The organism is Nonlabens sp. SY33080, from assembly GCF_011784885.1.
Classification (GTDB): domain Bacteria; phylum Bacteroidota; class Bacteroidia; order Flavobacteriales; family Flavobacteriaceae; genus Nonlabens; species Nonlabens tegetincola.
In genome coordinates this window covers 570,239-586,604 of the sequence record NZ_CP050461.1, presented here as the reverse complement: position 1 = coordinate 586,604, position 16,366 = coordinate 570,239, and the positions used below count along the sequence as shown (strand labels likewise).

Sequence of the window (16,366 nt, the reverse complement as noted above, 5' to 3'; positions counted from 1 at the left end):
ATAATTGTGCCAAAAATAAAACCCTTCAAAGGTGTAAGAGCCTCAAAAGAAATTGCTACTCATTTAATATCCAGATCTTATCAGGATTACAAACGAAAGGAACTTAAAAGCACCTTAAAATATAATCCGTTTAGTTTTCTGCATATTTTGAATCCTGGTTATAAATTTAATCATGAAAGTACAGGGAATGAACGTTTTCAATTAGTTCGCAACAGGTACTTAGAGTTCAAAGAGGATCAATTTCTTAAAAGTGAATCAGTTCCCAGTTTTTATCTGTATCAATGTACAGAAAACGGTCACGAGTATGTAGGAATTATTGCTGCCGCAAGCACCAATGACTATAACAACAATGTGATTAAAAAGCATGAGAACACGCTTAAAGTAAGGGAAACACTGTTTAAAGAATATTTAAAAACAGTAGGCTTTAATGCAGAGCCTGTTCTGATCACTTACCCTGATCAACAAGATATTGATGATATCGTTTCACGTATAAAACAACGTGAGCCTGAATATCATTTTAAAACAACTGATCGCAATGAACATAAAGTGTGGATCATAGATGATGCAAAGGATTGTGATAAAATTGAACAATCCTTTGCAGCTCTACCCTATTTATACATTGCAGATGGTCATCACCGCAGTGCCAGCTCGTATTTACTATCTCAGGATTTAGGTAGCAAACATGATTCCTACAATTATTTCATGAGTTTTCTAATCCCAGAAAGTCAGCTACAAATCTTTGAATTTAATAGACTAGTGACAGATCTTAATGATCTTACAAAGGAAAATTTTCTCATGAAACTAGATCAACATTTTAGAATTCAAAATCGAGGTAAGGAAATGTATAAACCGTCCAAAAAGCACCACTTCAGTATGTACTTGGATGGAGAATTCTACAGCCTATATTGGCGTAAACAGGTCATGACAATTGATAGTCCTTTGGATGATCTTGATACGCAAATGTTATATGATTATCTGCTTCAACCGATTTTAGATATTAAAGATCCTAGAAATGATCGCAGATTATCCTACAATTATGGGAAGGATGCTCTACTAGACATGAAGGAACAAGTTGATAACAATGAATACGCGGTAGGTTTCGGTCTATTTCCTGCAACGGTAGAACAAATAAAAAAAATCGCCGATGCAGATCTTGTAATGCCTCCTAAAAGCACTTATATAAAACCTAAACTTCCTAGTGGACTATTAATTTACGAATTTGAAAATGAGTAAGATTAGTGAAAACATATTACGCTTTCGCGAAAGCGTAGAACCCAAGGCTACACTTATTGCTGTAAGTAAAACAAAACCTATCAGTGATCTAGAACAAGCCTATGAGACTGGTCAGAGACATTTTGGTGAGAATAAAGTCCAAGAGATGACGTCAAAATGGGAACACTTACCTAAAGATATCAAATGGCACATGATTGGGCACGTTCAAAGGAATAAGGTTAAATACATGGCTCCTTACGTGCATTTAATTCATAGTGTAGACTCTCCTAGGTTACTAAAGGAAATTAATAAGCAAGCAAAAAATAACAATCGTGTTATTAATTGTTTATTTCAAATTCACATTGCCCAGGAAGAGAATAAATTTGGATTTGACGAACAAGAATTACTGGATTACATCACAAGTGAAGCGTTCAAGGAGTTATCTCATGTTTCAATCAAAGGATTAATGGGAATGGCTACATTTACAGATGATCTAGATCAAATTAGAAAGGAATTCAAATCGTTAAGCAGCTTGTTTTCCAAATTAAAAGAAGATTACTTTACTCATGATGAATTCAAAGAATTATCCATGGGAATGACTGGTGACTACAAAATAGCTATTGAAGAAGGTAGTACGATGGTACGTATAGGTAGTGCCATTTTTGGGTCTAGAAACACACATTAGATTATCGATACATATATTACCTAGTAAATTACTAGGATTAGGTAAAAAATTAGAGTTTTTTTTCTCATCAACTACCTCTGTGCACTTATTTTTGTGAGCTTAAATAATTTAACATTAATAAAATGAATGCACAAGATTTAGTTGCAGTAGCTAAGGAGCACGGTAGTCCTGTCTACGTCTATGATGCACAGCGCATTATATCACAGTATGAACGATTAGAGTCCGCTTTCGCGAAAGCGAAAAATCTAAGAATTCATTATGCTGTAAAAGCCCTGTCAAACATCTCAATCTTGAAGCTTTTTAAACAGTTAGGCGCTGGACTCGATACCGTGAGTGTGCAGGAAGTCAAACTAGGGCTAGCAGCTGGTGTTGATCCTAAAAAAATCATTTACACTCCTAATGGTGTTTCTCTCGAAGAAATTGAGCAAGTAGCCGCTCTAGGTGTTCAAATAAACATTGACAATTTATCCATACTAGAACAATTTGGGTCTAAACATCCTGATGTACCTGTATGTGTGCGTATAAATCCACATGTGATGGCTGGTGGAAATGCTAATATTTCAGTAGGTCATATAGATTCAAAATTTGGTATATCTATACATCAAATTCCTCATTTATTAAGAATTGTCAAGAATACAGGTATGCGTGTTAATGGAATTCATATGCATACAGGTAGCGATATATTAGATATTGGCGTGTTTTTATATGCGTCTGAGATTTTATTTGAAACCGCAGCAAAATTTGATGATTTAGAGTTCATAGATTTTGGTAGCGGTTTTAAAGTTCCTTACAAAGAAGGAGATGTATCTACCGACATTGAAGAATTAGGTGAACAATTGACTGAACGTTTTAATACCTTTTGCAAGGAGTATGGTAAAGATCTAACTATAGCATTTGAACCTGGTAAATTTTTAGTTAGTGAATCTGGTTATTTCTTAACTAAGGTAAATGTGGTAAAGCAGACAACGAGTACCGTGTTTGCTGGCGTTGATTCTGGATTCAATCACTTAATTAGACCTATGTTATACGGATCGTACCACAAAATTGAAAATGTTTCTAATCCTGATGGACGTAAGAGGTATTACAGTGTTGTAGGATACATTTGTGAGACAGATACTTTTGGTAATAACCGTCAAATTGCTGAGGTTACAGAAGGTGATATACTAGCTTTCTCAAATGCCGGTGCTTACTGTTTTTCAATGGCGAGTAACTATAATAGTAGATATAGACCTGCCGAAATTTTGTGGTATAATGGAGAATCACATGTCATAAGAAAGCGTGAAACTATGGATGATATTTTACGTAATCAGGTTGAGGTTTCTTTATCCATTGAACAAGAGGTATAGTCCATAAAATTATAATTTATATAAATAGAAAAAGCCGCTTCAATAAGAAGCGGCTTTTTCATTTGTAGTTAATTATTATATATACTCTCTGGGTTATTTTACAATTACCTTTTCACTATAAGAGCCACTATTTGAATCTATAGTTACAATATAAGCTCCTGCGCTCATTTCATTTGTATCTATAGTAATCACATCTTGATAATCAGGACTGTCGATGTGAACTACTTTTTGTCCTAATGTGTTGTATAAGGTTATACCATTTACTAAAAGTTCATTTGAAACCTTAACATGAATTTGATCAGTATTAACTGGTTGATAGATTGTAATTTGATTATCCAATTGCACAGTATTATTTGACAAAGTAGAAGGATCATTGAATACAAGTTCAAATCTATCATTGACAGTTCCTGCGCTCATATTATCGATTAAAGCATCAGCATTACGTAAATTATGATACATACCCGTAAGGTTGTCATGCAGGAATATATTTAAATCTTGATTAACATTTTCTAGATTATCTAAACCAATAGTGATTGTACCTGGGTTACTTATTTTTACTGACAAAGGTAGGATGGTATTGTTATCAAAACTACCTACACCTTGTATCACATAAGTGTCTCCACCGAAATACCAAGACATATCGTCCATTTGATTATCTTGTTGCTTAGCATCAAATCCTCTATCGTAACCCATCGTAGCACTTACATCTTCAGTAACTAACAGTTGTCTATGTATTGTCCCTGGGCTATCAAAACCTAATCTTATTTTTTGTCTAGTATCATTAGGTCCATTATAATCTAAGTCTGGACTAATAGCAGCAGCGCCGCTACCAGGTGCAGCAACAAATACACTAGGACCTGTAGATTCTTTAATAAATTGACGTTGATCATTTTCAAATCTAACAGTACCATTAGAAGTTGCTCTTACAAAAAAGCCTTGTGCTACTGGTACAAATTGCTCTGGAGTTTTTGTAGGAACTCCACCTTGATTTACTTGTGGACTGCTTGTTCCTATACTAGCGTTAGGAACTCCACCAGAGAAATTGTAGGTTGCGTAACCACCTTGATATTGGAGTAACACGTGACTGTTTCCACCCCAATGTTCCCAGAAGTAAAGCGTACCGTCCAACTGAGGATTATCTCTTATGAATTCATGAGCATCTAATGCTGATGGATATGGATTACCAACTAAATAGTCATTACCATTGTTAATAGGTAAGTCAATAATACCATTGTTAGGTCGACCTATAAAAACATAATTCTGCTCTCCTGAAATGTTGTCGCTATTACCTTTCATTGTAAATCCTTCACCTGTATTTAGGGATCCAGTAGGACCTACATATTCCCAATTGGAATAATTTCCTGAACTTAAGTTGGAATATTTGTACAACCATCTACCAGAGATTGTTGCAGCAGTACTAGCCGTTCCAGGAGCTCCATCTCTTACATTTCTACTTGTAAAATTCATAGGTCTAGGATTATCGGCAAATGTTCCATCATGCATGAAACCTTGAATGGTATATCCATCGTTATTCAAAGCATTAGTAGTTGAACTAACAGGTGAACTCCAGTAATTATAGTTGTACTTATCAGAAGTTCCTTGTTGATCTGCCTCTAACGATCCTGTACTAGAACCAATTAAATCACTATCTAAAGTTTGCACTAATTGTGCTTCACCTTCCAGGTCAATTAGACCATCAAGTTCCAGAATATGTGTTACTGTTAAACCTAAATCATTCTTTACTGAAAGTTCGTTCGACTGTTGGTTTAAGCCTAGGAGTGTAATATTCTTATCGGTTATTTCTATATTATGAGATGACTGTACGATGTTCCAATCAATATCATAAACAGTTCCTGCTACAACTCTAGTACTACCTGGATTATACAGTTCACCACCGTTTTGCCAAGTGCTGTTATCTGAGAAATCTCCATTAGCTTGAGAAATGTATGGAAGAGGAGCTGTTTGGTCAATAATGGTAAAATTTGAAGGTTGTCTCAAACTACCACGGTGTTTGTTACCAGAAGCGTCATTTAGGTGCGTACCTATGTAGGTATTCATATTGTAATATGCTTCTAGGTTTGACCAAGATAGTGCTGCTATATCATTCTTCGTTACACTAGAAGGAATAATAGATCCTTTTATTCCACCACCAAACTCTTCAATCTCTTGATTCATCATAAATCTAATTTGATCCTGATTTATAGCAGTAGTAAAAATTCTAACCTCATCAATATTTCCATAAAACTGATTTCTTACATCTGTTTTAGATATGTATCTCGCTCCTATACAAAAATCTTCATTATTAGTTGTAAGCGCAGCTATAGTTTGAGTTTTATCAAGAACTCCATCAATGTAAAAATTAATTGATGTCCCATTATAAACAACTGTGATATATGTCCAAACATTATCGGCGATTCTAGTATCGCTTTTTCTTGTTTGGGTTTGATGTCTCATAGATACTCGATTATTAGCATCAAGGAATAACCAATAACCATTATTTGCGGTTCCTTTTTTAGATACTATTGTTCTATTATTTCCATCTGAATTAGCACCTCTTGATAAAACCCAAGCAGAAATTGAGTAGGCTCCGATTAATTGTATTTCGTTTCCAACTTGTACATAGTCATTTTCACCATCAAAATCAATATGTCTAGGCTCAATTTCTTCATGTGCTACACCAAACTTCACATATTTTTCACCATCAAAGTCATAAGTAGTTTCAAGTGTTGCGCCATTCTCATCTAAAAAGATAGTCTCCAATACATCATTGAAATTTTCATCATTGGCAACAATCATTACATAAGCATCATTTCCCACTAATGCTGGTAAGCTAGAGAAACCTGCTGTTTCTACACTTACCTTTACTTCAGGTATGTCATTTCCTTGTTCAGAAACTTCTTTAAATTTCCATGTTCTTTTAGTAACATCAGTAAACGTAGTAACTAAATCAGGACCTAATGTAACAGCCAAAGGACTTGGCATTGGGTCAAGATCCTCAGACGTACTTCCCCAAACCAAGAAGTCGTAATCGTCTTCAAATGTATTAGGGTTAGCGTTATTCGTATTATATAAATCACCCAAACCAACTGATACAAAAGCATTTGGATCTATACTCCTAGCCTGTTTTTGATTTAAGCGCATACAATCATCTCTTCCTATAGCGGTAACATTATAAGTAAAACCAGGATCTATAGAAGCATTCCACAATTCATTACCTGAACTATCATAATAAGAACCTGGAACATGAGGTAGACCAATAGAATCTATAGGAAATAACCCTAACGTTATTCCGTATTTCATAGCAAAATACGATTCTATTTTCTCACGCTCGTCATCTGACTTCTTTTCAGAAAAAGACATGATTTCTAAAATATCTCCATTAAAACTAGATCCAAAAAATTCTGATCTTCCTAACCAATATCTCGAATTTAAAATTTCTTTGATAGTTGTACTATTAACCTCTTGAATTAAACCAGATAAAGCTGGAATATTTTCAAGATTGACTCCATCTAGATACAATTCCATTCCATCACCGGAATCATTAACTCTTACATTAAAAATAACTGGTCTGTCATAATTAAGAGTTGGATGTACAATTGCCTTACCATAATCATTTTGTGCACCTTGATTGTAAGCTACAATGTCAGGATTAGTTCCATACCTAGCACTTGTGTTATTGATAGAAATACCTGTAACATCTTGATTATTTCCGCTTGTATTATAATCATCACCCATGAAAACATCTTCAGTTCCACGAGAAGCATTAAGGCCTTGGGTAGGATTTATTACCACATAAATATCGTTATAATAAAAGCCACCTTTACCAAACATAGATTTGCTTCCGTCAAATGTCACTACCGGATTATAATTTGCATTTGCAGCGGCGTTATCTTGGTAAATAGGGCGTTGTGATCCACTCGATGTGGCATTAGTATAAGATCCATCAATTGTCACATTACCTATTGCAACAGAGTTTCTCCACTCACTAATCAGATCACCATCATTATAATTATCTGCTAAGGTTGCTGGATTTAACCAAAGTTCTAAGTCTGGTCCTACTCCGTTACCGCAATCTACATAAACCTTTGCAAGCTGTAAGTATCCTTCAATCCTAAAGTCATCGATAGCTAGACCATCAGCATTATAAGCAGCACCGTCAGACTGAAACCAAACTCTAAAACGCACATCACTTTGATCGTCAAAAGCTTGTGAAGGCAAGTTCACACTTGCAGTTGTCCAACCATTAGAATCATTTGCCCATGCACCATAACCACCTACTGCACTAGCGTCATCAGTTGTCATCCAATTAACAGAATCAGGCTCACCTACTCTACCTAAGGTTCTCCAACCTAAACCATCGTTATTATCAAATTCAATTCTAAATCCATCAGCTCCATTTGGAATAACATCTAGATTATATCGAAAACTTAACACCATCCTTTCATAACCGGATAAGTCAATCAATGGAGTTGTTGTTGACATTCTGGCAAATTCCTCATAAGTTACATTAGATCTCGTTCTACGTATGTATTTGTAAAAACCTGCTCCATGAGCTGCAAAATCAGATCCTCTTCTCCATTGCCCGCGATTGGCAGCATCAGTCCAAGCATTATCCCCAAGGCCGGTCGTGAAGTCCGCATTGAAAATAGTAACCTGTGCATTTGCTATTCCTGATAATAAAACTAGAATTAAGTAAAACTTCTTCATACCTTAATAATTAACTACGGTACAAAGTAATTTCAGCCTATGGAGAAAATGGATTTTGCAAATTGAATTAAAATTATTTTTTCTTAAAAAAACGCAAAAAACAAGTATAATATACTGATATACAACTTTTTATCTTATTTTTATTATTCACTGCATAACAGTTTATCGATGTATTTCATCGATAAAAAGTTTAATGGTTTTAAGAATTTATATTTTTTTGTTCTAGAAAACGTGAGAAAAATTCGTATTGTTTTTGACTAAAATATCTGATCATGCGTTGTTCTATTGATAATTTCGACGAACTACCAATTAGGATAGTATGCAATAGTACTTTTTTAACAGTTGTTTGTCTTTTTAACAAAGTATTACATAGTTCAAGCTGATAATTTAACAGTTCACCTAATGAAGAATGGTCCTGATACAACTTAACAGACTTACTTACAAATAACTGTTTATCAATTGTTTCTATACTGTCTAAAGCTATTTTTTCAGATGAAATCCCTTCCCATAAATATACCGTTCCGTTTATCGGTAAACTACACTTTAGTGCATCAAATATTTTAGTTTTAATACCAGCACCATATGGAATGGGAGCTAACATTAATTTATATTTGGTTAACTCTTCCTCTATATTTTCACAGTATCCTTTAACGATAAAGCCCTCTTTTTTTGAATGCATTTGATTCACAAATGCCGGTAACTCATAACCATAAATATGTAATTCTACTTTAGGAAGAGATTGCCTAATCAAGGGCCAAATCCTATTTTTTAGCAATTTTATCGTTTCTATGTTCGGTCTATGCTTTCCTGAGCCTACAAAAACAAAATGCTCACGGTCATCAAAATTGACTATTGGACATTCAATATTTTCATATAAGAAAGGGACAAATACTAATTTTTCTAATGGAATATTAAAGTGTGACTTGAGCAACTCTATTTCATAATTAGCTATTATTAAAGAATAATCAACTCTAAGAATTGCAGCAATCTCTCGATAAGTGTATTCATTATCAAAATTTACAGTAGCATCTTTTAAATAAGCCTCTTCCCTAGCCTTCCTTAAGAAGTGTAAATCTTCTGTATCTAGTATATGAATACACTCTGGTAAAACTTTTCTTATTCTCCAGCTGTATTGTTCTTCAATCATAAACCTATCATAAAGAACATGACTGAAAGAATAATCTGCTACAAATTCATTGAAAGATTGATTATTTAGTTCAATACGATGACCATATATAGTATGACGATTACAAAAGTTATCATCAACGGGTAAAACAGTTGCAAAATGAATTTCATATTGAGACTGAAAAGTCTCGATTAATTGAATCATCCTTGTACCAGTACCCGATCCATTTGGGTTAGGCCAATGAGCACCAATAATTAATAGCTTTTTACTAGATTGCAATAGATTTACGTTTTTAAGGTTTATATAAACGATTGAGTTAAAACAGCTTAAACCTAGGTTAATAAATAGCCGTCACAGACTAGTAAAAATAAGAACTAAATAATTACTTTTATCGCTCACATTTTCTTTACAAAAGCATGGGTAAAATTATAGCAATAGCTAATCAAAAAGGTGGTGTAGGTAAAACAACAACAGCAGTAAATCTAGCGGCATCGTTAGGCGTATTGGAAAAAAAGGTTTTATTGATAGACGCTGATCCACAAGCTAATGCGACATCGGGATTAGGACTCGATGTAGAGACTATAGAAGCAGGAACCTACCAGTTGATAGAGAATTCTACTCCGGCCATGTCATTAATTAAGGAAACTAACGCTCCTAACGTACACATAATTCCAGCTCATATTGATTTAGTCGCTATAGAGATTGAATTAGTTGATATTGACCGAAGAGAATACATGATGAAGCAAGCCTTATCCTCTATTAAGGACAATTTTGATTTTATAATTATAGATTGCGCTCCTTCTCTCGGGTTACTTACTTTAAATGCTCTTACGGCAAGTGACTCTGTGTTAATACCTATTCAATGTGAATACTTTGCTCTTGAAGGATTAGGCAAATTATTAAACACAGTTAAGAGTGTTCAAAAAATTCACAATCCAGATTTAGATATAGAAGGATTACTACTTACCATGTACGATAGTAGATTAAGATTATCCAATCAAGTAGTAGAAGAAGTTAATCAGCATTTTGAAGGTTTGACCTTTAAAACAATTATACAACGAAATGTTCGTTTAAGTGAGGCTCCTAGTTATGGGGAAAGTATCATTAATTATGACGCATCCAGCAAGGGATCGGAGAACTATTTGAGTCTAGCAAACGAATTGATAAATAAAAACGCATAACTCATGGCCAAAGCAACAAAAAAACAGGCCTTAGGTCGCGGTTTATCTGCCTTATTAAATGATAAGACAAATGAAATAAATACCGCACAAGATAAAAACGCAGACAAAATTGTAGGAAACGTAGTTGATTTACCTCTTGAAGACATAGAGATGAATCCGTTTCAACCACGTACCTCATTTAATGAAGAGCATTTAAAAGAGCTTGCCTCTTCTATCAAAGAATTAGGTGTTATTCAACCCATTACTGTTCGTAAAAAAGGGTTTGGAAAATATGAATTAGTATCGGGAGAACGTCGTTGTCGTGCTTCAAAAATGCTAGGATTCACCACAATTCCAGCCTATGTACGTATAGCAAATGATCAAGAATCGCTAGAAATGGCGCTTGTTGAGAATATTCAACGTCAGGATTTAGATCCTATTGAAATTGCATTATCCTACCAGCGACTTATCGACGAGATCAGTCTTACGCAAGAACAAATGAGTGAACGTGTAGGAAAATCACGTAGTGCTATCGCAAACTATTTGCGACTATTAAAATTAGATCCAATTATTCAGACTGGTATGAGGGATGGATTTATCTCAATGGGTCATGGTCGTGCTCTAATTAATGTCGATAGCCTAGATGATCAGCTGGATATATATCAACGTATAATTTCAGATAATTTATCGGTAAGAGATACTGAAAAACTAGTTAAAGGGCTTAAGGATAGTACGCTTTCGCGAAAGCAAACTAAAAAGAATTCTCTTCCAGAAAAAGTAGAATCTCAAACTAAAAAGCTAGGAGAACATTTGGACACCAAGGTATCTACTACCATGAATAGTTCTGGTAAAGGAAAAATAACCATTAATTATGCTTCAAAGGCAGATTTTGAACGTATTGTCAAGTTGATTAATGGTTAAGCACCTCGTTTACATATTTATAATTTTAAGTTCTGCATGGTGTCATGCCCAGGATGACTCTAATGATACACCTGAAAAACAGGACTTAAATACCGTACTTGTTGCCAACGATACGCTACCAATTGTATACGATGCAAACCGACCAAGTAAAGCGGCATTTTACAGTGCTATATTACCTGGTATGGGACAAGTTTATAATAAAAAATATTGGAAAGTACCAATAGCCTATGGCCTTATAGGTACCAGTGTATACTTCTACATAAGGAATGACAACGAATACAACAGATTAAGAGATGCTTTTAAAATAAGGCTTGCCGGTGGTACCAATGATGAATTCTCTGACGAGAATGGTAATCCTATCATTTCTACTCAAGGATTAGAACGTGCCCAAAAAGTATCACAACGTAACAAAGAATTAAGTTTGTTGCTAGCAGCAGCAGCTTATGTCCTACAAATTATCGATGCCAATGTTGATGGCCATTTAAGTCAGTTTAGTGTAGATCGCAATCTTGCTGTTTTACCCTATATTGATAATAATAATCTAAGTGCAGGTAGCAATTTTGGATTTTCTCTAACCTATAATTTTTAAAATGAAGATAGCTCTAGTTGGTTATGGTAAAATGGGTAAAACAATTGAACGTCTTGCAACAAGTCGCGGACATGAAATTGTAGCTCGTTTAGGCAGGAATGATCAAATGAAACAAGCACAATTCGCCGATGTTGCTATCGAATTCACATCGCCAGAATCAGTTCTTAACAACTTAAATGAATTGATTAAGTTGAATATCCCAACCGTTTGTGGAACAACGGGTTGGAATGATGACCTGGATAATATTTCAAACCTCGTAATAAAGGAGAACTGTAGTTTAGTTCACGCATCAAATTTCTCTCTTGGTGTTAACCTATTTTTTGAACTTAACAAGAAGCTGGCAGCTATGATGAGTACATTTAACGAGTACAAAGTGAGTATGAATGAAATTCATCATACCGAAAAAAAGGATGCGCCCAGCGGCACAGCAATCACTTTATTTGAAGGCCTTAAAGATCCTCTTAAAAAAACTAATTGGTCACTGGAACAAACTAGCGATGAACAAATAGTGACTATTGACGCTATTAGAGAAGAAGATGTAAAAGGCACACATAGTATTTTTTACAGTAGCGATATTGACGAAATTGAAATTAAACATACAGCTCACAGTCGTGATGGATTTGCACTAGGTGCTGTAATAGCCGCAGAATGGATACACGGCAAAAAAGGAGTTTTTACAATGAAAGATGTATTAGGATTGTAACTTAAATAGTTCCAACCTTACTTACATACCAAGATATTTAAATTATGGAGTGGACAGAATGGTTCCTGTTTTTTATAGTGATACAAATTATTCACGGGTTAGCTACCTTCAAGATGTATGTGGCCGCAGGTCATAAGCCTTGGGAAGCTTTTGTACCTGTTTATAACGCTTATATACTGACTAAGATTATTAACCGACCTTGGTACTGGGTTTTGCTATTATTCCTTCCAGTGGTTAACCTGATTATGTTTATTGTTATCTGGGTAGATTTACTGCGCAGTTTTGGATACAATCAAACTAAACATACCGTACTGGTAATCCTTACACTAGGACTTTATTTGTTTTACGTTAACTATGCACTACCACTTAATCATATTAAAGATAGAGAGCTTAAACCTAGAACGGCAGCTGGTGAATGGACAAATAGTATTCTTTTTGCAGTAATTGCAGCGACCATAGTTCACACTTATGTCATGCAACCTTTTATTATTCCGACTTCATCGTTAGAAAAAACCTTATTAATAGGTGATGCGTTATTTGTAAGTAAATTTCATTACGGTGCTAGACTTCCTATGACTCCTATAGCATTTCCTATGGTGCACGATACGATTCCAGTAGTAAATGTAAAAAGTTATCTACCTAGACCACAACTACCTTATACTAGATTACCAGGTTTTCAAGACGTAAAACGCAATGACATTGTAGTTTTTAATTGGCCTGTAGACAGTGTAAATATTTATGGCCAAGATGACGGTAAATATCATTATAAACCTATTGATAAGAAATCAAATTATGTAAAACGTTGTGTAGGAATCCCTGGTGATTTACTCTCAATGAAAAATGGTGAAGTTTATATCAATGGTGAACTACTTGAAATGCCAGAACGCGCAAAACTTCAAAATGCGTATGCCTTCACTCCTATTGACCGTAATGTTCTTAGTAATCCAGCGATATTAAGAGAAAAGTATGATATAACTGATGGTTTGAGATATGCAACTATACATCCTGATAAATATCCTGATAGTATAGGTTTTAACTCTGCTACCAAGGCATCTATGGAAAAGCTTAAGGCAGATGGCGTAATATCTAATTTCCAAAAAATTGAAATTGGAATTCCTGATTATAGAGCTTTCCCATACAACGCATCGACTGGTAATAACAGTAGTACAAGAAAAGAATTTCTAATTCCTGCAAAAAATCAGACTGTAGAAATCAATAATCAAAACATCGATTACTATAAAGAAATTATTGAGGTGTACGAGGGAAGCGAAATGAACATTTCTAATACAATTTCATTTAAAGGAAATCAGGTTCTATTAAATGAAAAACCACTTACTAGTTACACCTTTAAGCAAAATTACTACTGGCTTATGGGAGATAACCGAGATAACTCCTTGGACAGTCGCTATTGGGGTTACGTTCCTGAAACGCACATAGTAGGTAAGCCAGTTCTTATTTGGGCAAGTTATGATACTAGTAAAAGTTTCCCTTCAGCCCTAAGAACTGATCGTATGATTCAAACCGTAAACGGTGATGGAAAACCAAAATCATACTTGCTTTATGTAGTAATAGCTATAGGTATATATTTTGCAGGTAGATACCTTTACAAAAAGAAGAAAGGTAACAAGTAATAGTGATGGAATCCAGGGCACAGTTGATTGTACATCCTAGTTATTTTATGGATGTTATCAGTCTAATTAACACCTATCACTGTGATGAACTTGTTTTTGAAATTCACGACAATTACGTAAAACAAACCTATCGCAACAGGTGTGTTATTGCAACTACCAATGGCAAAAACGCTCTTAGCATTCCCATAATTCATCAAAAGTCAGGTTCATCGGTGCCGTACTCAAGTATTGAAATTGACTATTCTGAAAAATGGAAACTCAATCATTTAAGGGCAATTAAAAGTGCTTATCAAAACAGTCCATACTATGAATATTATGAGCAGGATCTATTAGAACTCTATGCCAAAGAGGAGTCCTCTTTGATGAAGTGGAATTTAAGCTGTACACAGTTTTTATTAGAACAATTACAAATTTTACCAAAAATAAGTTACACCAGTAACTATCAAGGAGATATCAAGGCTCAGAAACTGATCACCGCCAAGGGTAATAAACATCCCATATATCAGTCTTACATTCAAGTTTTTCAAGAGAAACACGGGTTTTTGCAACCCTTGTCTGGTCTAGATTTGTTATTTAACTTAGGTCCTAGCAGTCGCAGCTTTTTGAAATCTCAAGCAGCTTTATGCGACTTCAAGTAAATGAACGACACCTACAAACGATTTGAGGCCTTTTTCACGACCAGAAATTTTTGGAAGGGTAATCTATCGGGAATGGAACAGTTTGCTCTGGATAGCCTAGATTTCTCACATCTTAAGGAGTCAACTTCAAAAATAAATTTACCCAATATTCCACCTAAAACTGTACTAGGAAAAAGAGCAGAATATTTTTTTAAGTTTTGCGTAGAGCAATCAAAAAATTATGATGTTTTACTTTCAAACGAACAAATCTTCAGTAATAAAGAGACTTTAGGTGAACTAGACTACATACTTCAAAACAAAATCACCGGCAAGCAATTACACGTTGAGTTGGTTTACAAATTTTATATTTATGATCCATGCGCAACAGGTAAATCAAACCTATTGGACGATTCTAGGGTTAGGGAGCTATCTCGTTATGTAGGACCTAATAGACGCGATACTTTTCTTAAAAAGTTTCACCGACTACAGCAGCATCAATTGCCACTTTTATATCGTAAAGAAACTAGAAAAACTCTTGAGAAATTAGATATTAACGTTGATGCATTAAAACAGCAAGTTTGCTTTCTTGCCCATGTATTTATTCCGCAAAATCATTGGAACAAACCATTTCCATTTATAAATAAAGCATGTATCTCAGGATACTATTTGGATTATAACGCTTTCGCGAAAGCGTACTCATCATACACCTATTTTTTACCTCACAAGCATTTATGGAAATCACATGCTCATGAACTAGAAGTTTCCTACAATCATTCAACCATACTTCCCATAGTCCAAGAAAGTCTAAAAAGAGGATATGCGCCCATGCTATGGAAACAAGTCGCGGAAGACAGCTTTGAAAGGTTCTTTGTGACTATGCCTAAAGATGGCATTAGGATAATATAAACAACGTTTAACGTTACCTTACGGATGTTAAACGTTATGATGATGTATCTTTAAAGTAAAAACATGGAAAGGAAATTTGAACCTAAAAATAGAGAACAATATTTAAGTGATTTTGGAGATCGTAGTAGACCAGAGCAATTTGATTTAAAAGAGCCTGTTACTACTACACATACCGAATCAAATTCAACAAAAAACCAAACAACAAATACAAATATGAGTTATTTAAATTTAGATAAACAAAAAACAGCAACAACCGTTACAGAATTAAACGTGTTACTGGCAGATTACCACTTATACTACCAAAAACTGCGTAATTTTCATTGGAATGTAGTTGGACATAACTTCTTCGATCTTCACGAAAAGTTTGAACAGATGTACGATGAGGCTAAAATCAAAGTAGACGAGATAGCAGAACGTATCTTAACTTTGAGATATCAACCTACCTCTAACCTATCAGAATATTTAGAGTTATCTTCAATTGAAGAATCAAAATCTGAACATACAGATGTTGAAATGGTAAAACAACTGTTATCCGATCATGGAAAATTGATCACACAAATGAGAAAGGTTGTTGAAGTAGCCGATGCTGCTGGTGATGAAGGTACTATTGATTTAATAGGAGCTTACATTAGAGAACTAGAAAAAGAAAGTTGGATGTTAGATGCATGGGTTATGAATACAAGCGATACTCATAAATCTATCTAATACTTTTGAAATTATAAAACTACCGAGCTGGACTAACTGTCTAGCTCGGTTTCTTTTT

Annotated in this window: 13 protein-coding genes; 11 read left to right on the top strand and 2 right to left on the bottom strand. The window is 34.7% G+C overall.

Annotated features, from left to right (window positions below; all coding sequences use genetic code 11):
• The first annotated feature begins 6 nt into the window (after nucleotides 1-6).
• From HCN53_RS02625 to lysA, 3 genes are all read left to right on the top strand, one after another.
• The gene (locus HCN53_RS02625; protein ID WP_085774636.1) at nucleotides 7-1,233 is read left to right on the top strand and encodes a DUF1015 domain-containing protein; all 1,227 of its coding nucleotides are present in this window, start codon (nucleotides 7-9) and stop codon (nucleotides 1,231-1,233) included.
• The gene (locus HCN53_RS02620; RefSeq protein WP_167341928.1) at nucleotides 1,226-1,897 is read left to right on the top strand and encodes a YggS family pyridoxal phosphate-dependent enzyme; all 672 of its coding nucleotides are present in this window, start codon (nucleotides 1,226-1,228) and stop codon (nucleotides 1,895-1,897) included. Before HCN53_RS02625 ends, HCN53_RS02620 begins: the two co-directional genes overlap by 8 nt.
• Before the next feature lie 122 nt (nucleotides 1,898-2,019).
• Complete coding sequence (gene lysA, locus HCN53_RS02615) at nucleotides 2,020-3,243, top strand: diaminopimelate decarboxylase (RefSeq protein WP_167341927.1); 1,224 nt, start codon at nucleotides 2,020-2,022, stop codon at nucleotides 3,241-3,243.
• 93 nt (nucleotides 3,244-3,336) lie between these two features.
• On the opposite strand, the gene HCN53_RS02610 is transcribed toward lysA, so the two are convergent.
• Together HCN53_RS02610 and HCN53_RS02605 are read right to left on the bottom strand one after the other, a co-directional pair.
• A complete protein-coding gene (locus tag HCN53_RS02610; RefSeq protein ID WP_167341926.1) occupies nucleotides 3,337-7,950 on the bottom strand; it encodes a LamG-like jellyroll fold domain-containing protein in 4,614 nt (1,537 codons plus the stop codon).
• A gap of 199 nt (nucleotides 7,951-8,149) precedes the next feature.
• Complete coding sequence (locus HCN53_RS02605) at nucleotides 8,150-9,355, bottom strand: glycosyltransferase (protein ID WP_167341925.1); 1,206 nt, start codon at nucleotides 9,353-9,355, stop codon at nucleotides 8,150-8,152.
• A gap of 137 nt (nucleotides 9,356-9,492) precedes the next feature.
• Here HCN53_RS02605 and HCN53_RS02600 point away from each other — a divergent pair, with 137 nt between their 5' ends.
• The 8 genes from HCN53_RS02600 (at nucleotide 9,493) to HCN53_RS02565 (ending at nucleotide 16,308) form a co-directional block, all read left to right on the top strand.
• On the top strand, nucleotides 9,493-10,257 hold the full coding sequence (locus HCN53_RS02600; protein ID WP_042278694.1) for a ParA family protein: 765 nt from the start codon (nucleotides 9,493-9,495) through the stop codon (nucleotides 10,255-10,257).
• Between the two features lie 3 nt (nucleotides 10,258-10,260).
• On the top strand, nucleotides 10,261-11,157 hold the full coding sequence (locus HCN53_RS02595; protein WP_105018903.1) for a ParB/RepB/Spo0J family partition protein: 897 nt from the start codon (nucleotides 10,261-10,263) through the stop codon (nucleotides 11,155-11,157).
• Nucleotides 11,150-11,746, top strand: a complete 597-nt coding sequence (locus HCN53_RS02590) for a DUF5683 domain-containing protein (RefSeq protein WP_167341924.1) — start codon at nucleotides 11,150-11,152, stop codon at nucleotides 11,744-11,746. Before HCN53_RS02595 ends, HCN53_RS02590 begins: the two co-directional genes overlap by 8 nt.
• Before the next feature lies 1 nt (nucleotide 11,747).
• Nucleotides 11,748-12,449, top strand: a complete 702-nt coding sequence (gene dapB / locus HCN53_RS02585; protein ID WP_167341923.1) for a 4-hydroxy-tetrahydrodipicolinate reductase — start codon at nucleotides 11,748-11,750, stop codon at nucleotides 12,447-12,449.
• 44 nt (nucleotides 12,450-12,493) lie between these two features.
• On the top strand, nucleotides 12,494-14,080 hold the full coding sequence (gene lepB / locus HCN53_RS02580) for a signal peptidase I (protein WP_167341922.1): 1,587 nt from the start codon (nucleotides 12,494-12,496) through the stop codon (nucleotides 14,078-14,080).
• A gap of 5 nt (nucleotides 14,081-14,085) precedes the next feature.
• Nucleotides 14,086-14,718, top strand: coding sequence for a WbqC family protein (locus HCN53_RS02575; protein WP_085774627.1), 633 nt, complete (start codon nucleotides 14,086-14,088; stop codon nucleotides 14,716-14,718).
• Nucleotides 14,719-15,603: a DUF1853 family protein gene (locus HCN53_RS02570; protein ID WP_167341921.1), complete on the top strand. Its 885-nt coding sequence runs from the start codon at nucleotides 14,719-14,721 to the stop codon at nucleotides 15,601-15,603.
• 213 nt (nucleotides 15,604-15,816) lie between these two features.
• Nucleotides 15,817-16,308 carry a Dps family protein gene (locus HCN53_RS02565; RefSeq protein ID WP_042278762.1) on the top strand — a complete coding sequence of 164 codons (492 nt, stop codon included), beginning with the start codon at nucleotides 15,817-15,819 and terminating at the stop codon, nucleotides 16,306-16,308.
• Nucleotides 16,309-16,366: the final 58 nt, after the last annotated feature.

Excerpts from the sequence above, each read along its gene's own strand:
- HCN53_RS02590 (WP_167341924.1), top strand. The coding sequence starts at position 11,150 with ATGGTTAAGCACCTCGTTTACATATTTATAATTTTAAGTTCTGCATGG.
- HCN53_RS02575 (WP_085774627.1), top strand. The coding sequence starts at position 14,086 with ATGGAATCCAGGGCACAGTTGATTGTACATCCTAGTTATTTTATGGAT.
- HCN53_RS02570 (WP_167341921.1), top strand. The coding sequence starts at position 14,719 with ATGAACGACACCTACAAACGATTTGAGGCCTTTTTCACGACCAGAAAT.
- dapB (WP_167341923.1), top strand. The coding sequence starts at position 11,748 with ATGAAGATAGCTCTAGTTGGTTATGGTAAAATGGGTAAAACAATTGAA.
- HCN53_RS02610 (WP_167341926.1), bottom strand. The coding sequence starts at position 7,950 with ATGAAGAAGTTTTACTTAATTCTAGTTTTATTATCAGGAATAGCAAAT.
- lepB (WP_167341922.1), top strand. The coding sequence starts at position 12,494 with ATGGAGTGGACAGAATGGTTCCTGTTTTTTATAGTGATACAAATTATT.
- HCN53_RS02565 (WP_042278762.1), top strand. The coding sequence starts at position 15,817 with ATGAGTTATTTAAATTTAGATAAACAAAAAACAGCAACAACCGTTACA.
- HCN53_RS02620 (WP_167341928.1), top strand. The coding sequence starts at position 1,226 with ATGAGTAAGATTAGTGAAAACATATTACGCTTTCGCGAAAGCGTAGAA.
- lysA (WP_167341927.1), top strand. The coding sequence starts at position 2,020 with ATGAATGCACAAGATTTAGTTGCAGTAGCTAAGGAGCACGGTAGTCCT.
- HCN53_RS02595 (WP_105018903.1), top strand. The coding sequence starts at position 10,261 with ATGGCCAAAGCAACAAAAAAACAGGCCTTAGGTCGCGGTTTATCTGCC.
- HCN53_RS02600 (WP_042278694.1), top strand. The coding sequence starts at position 9,493 with ATGGGTAAAATTATAGCAATAGCTAATCAAAAAGGTGGTGTAGGTAAA.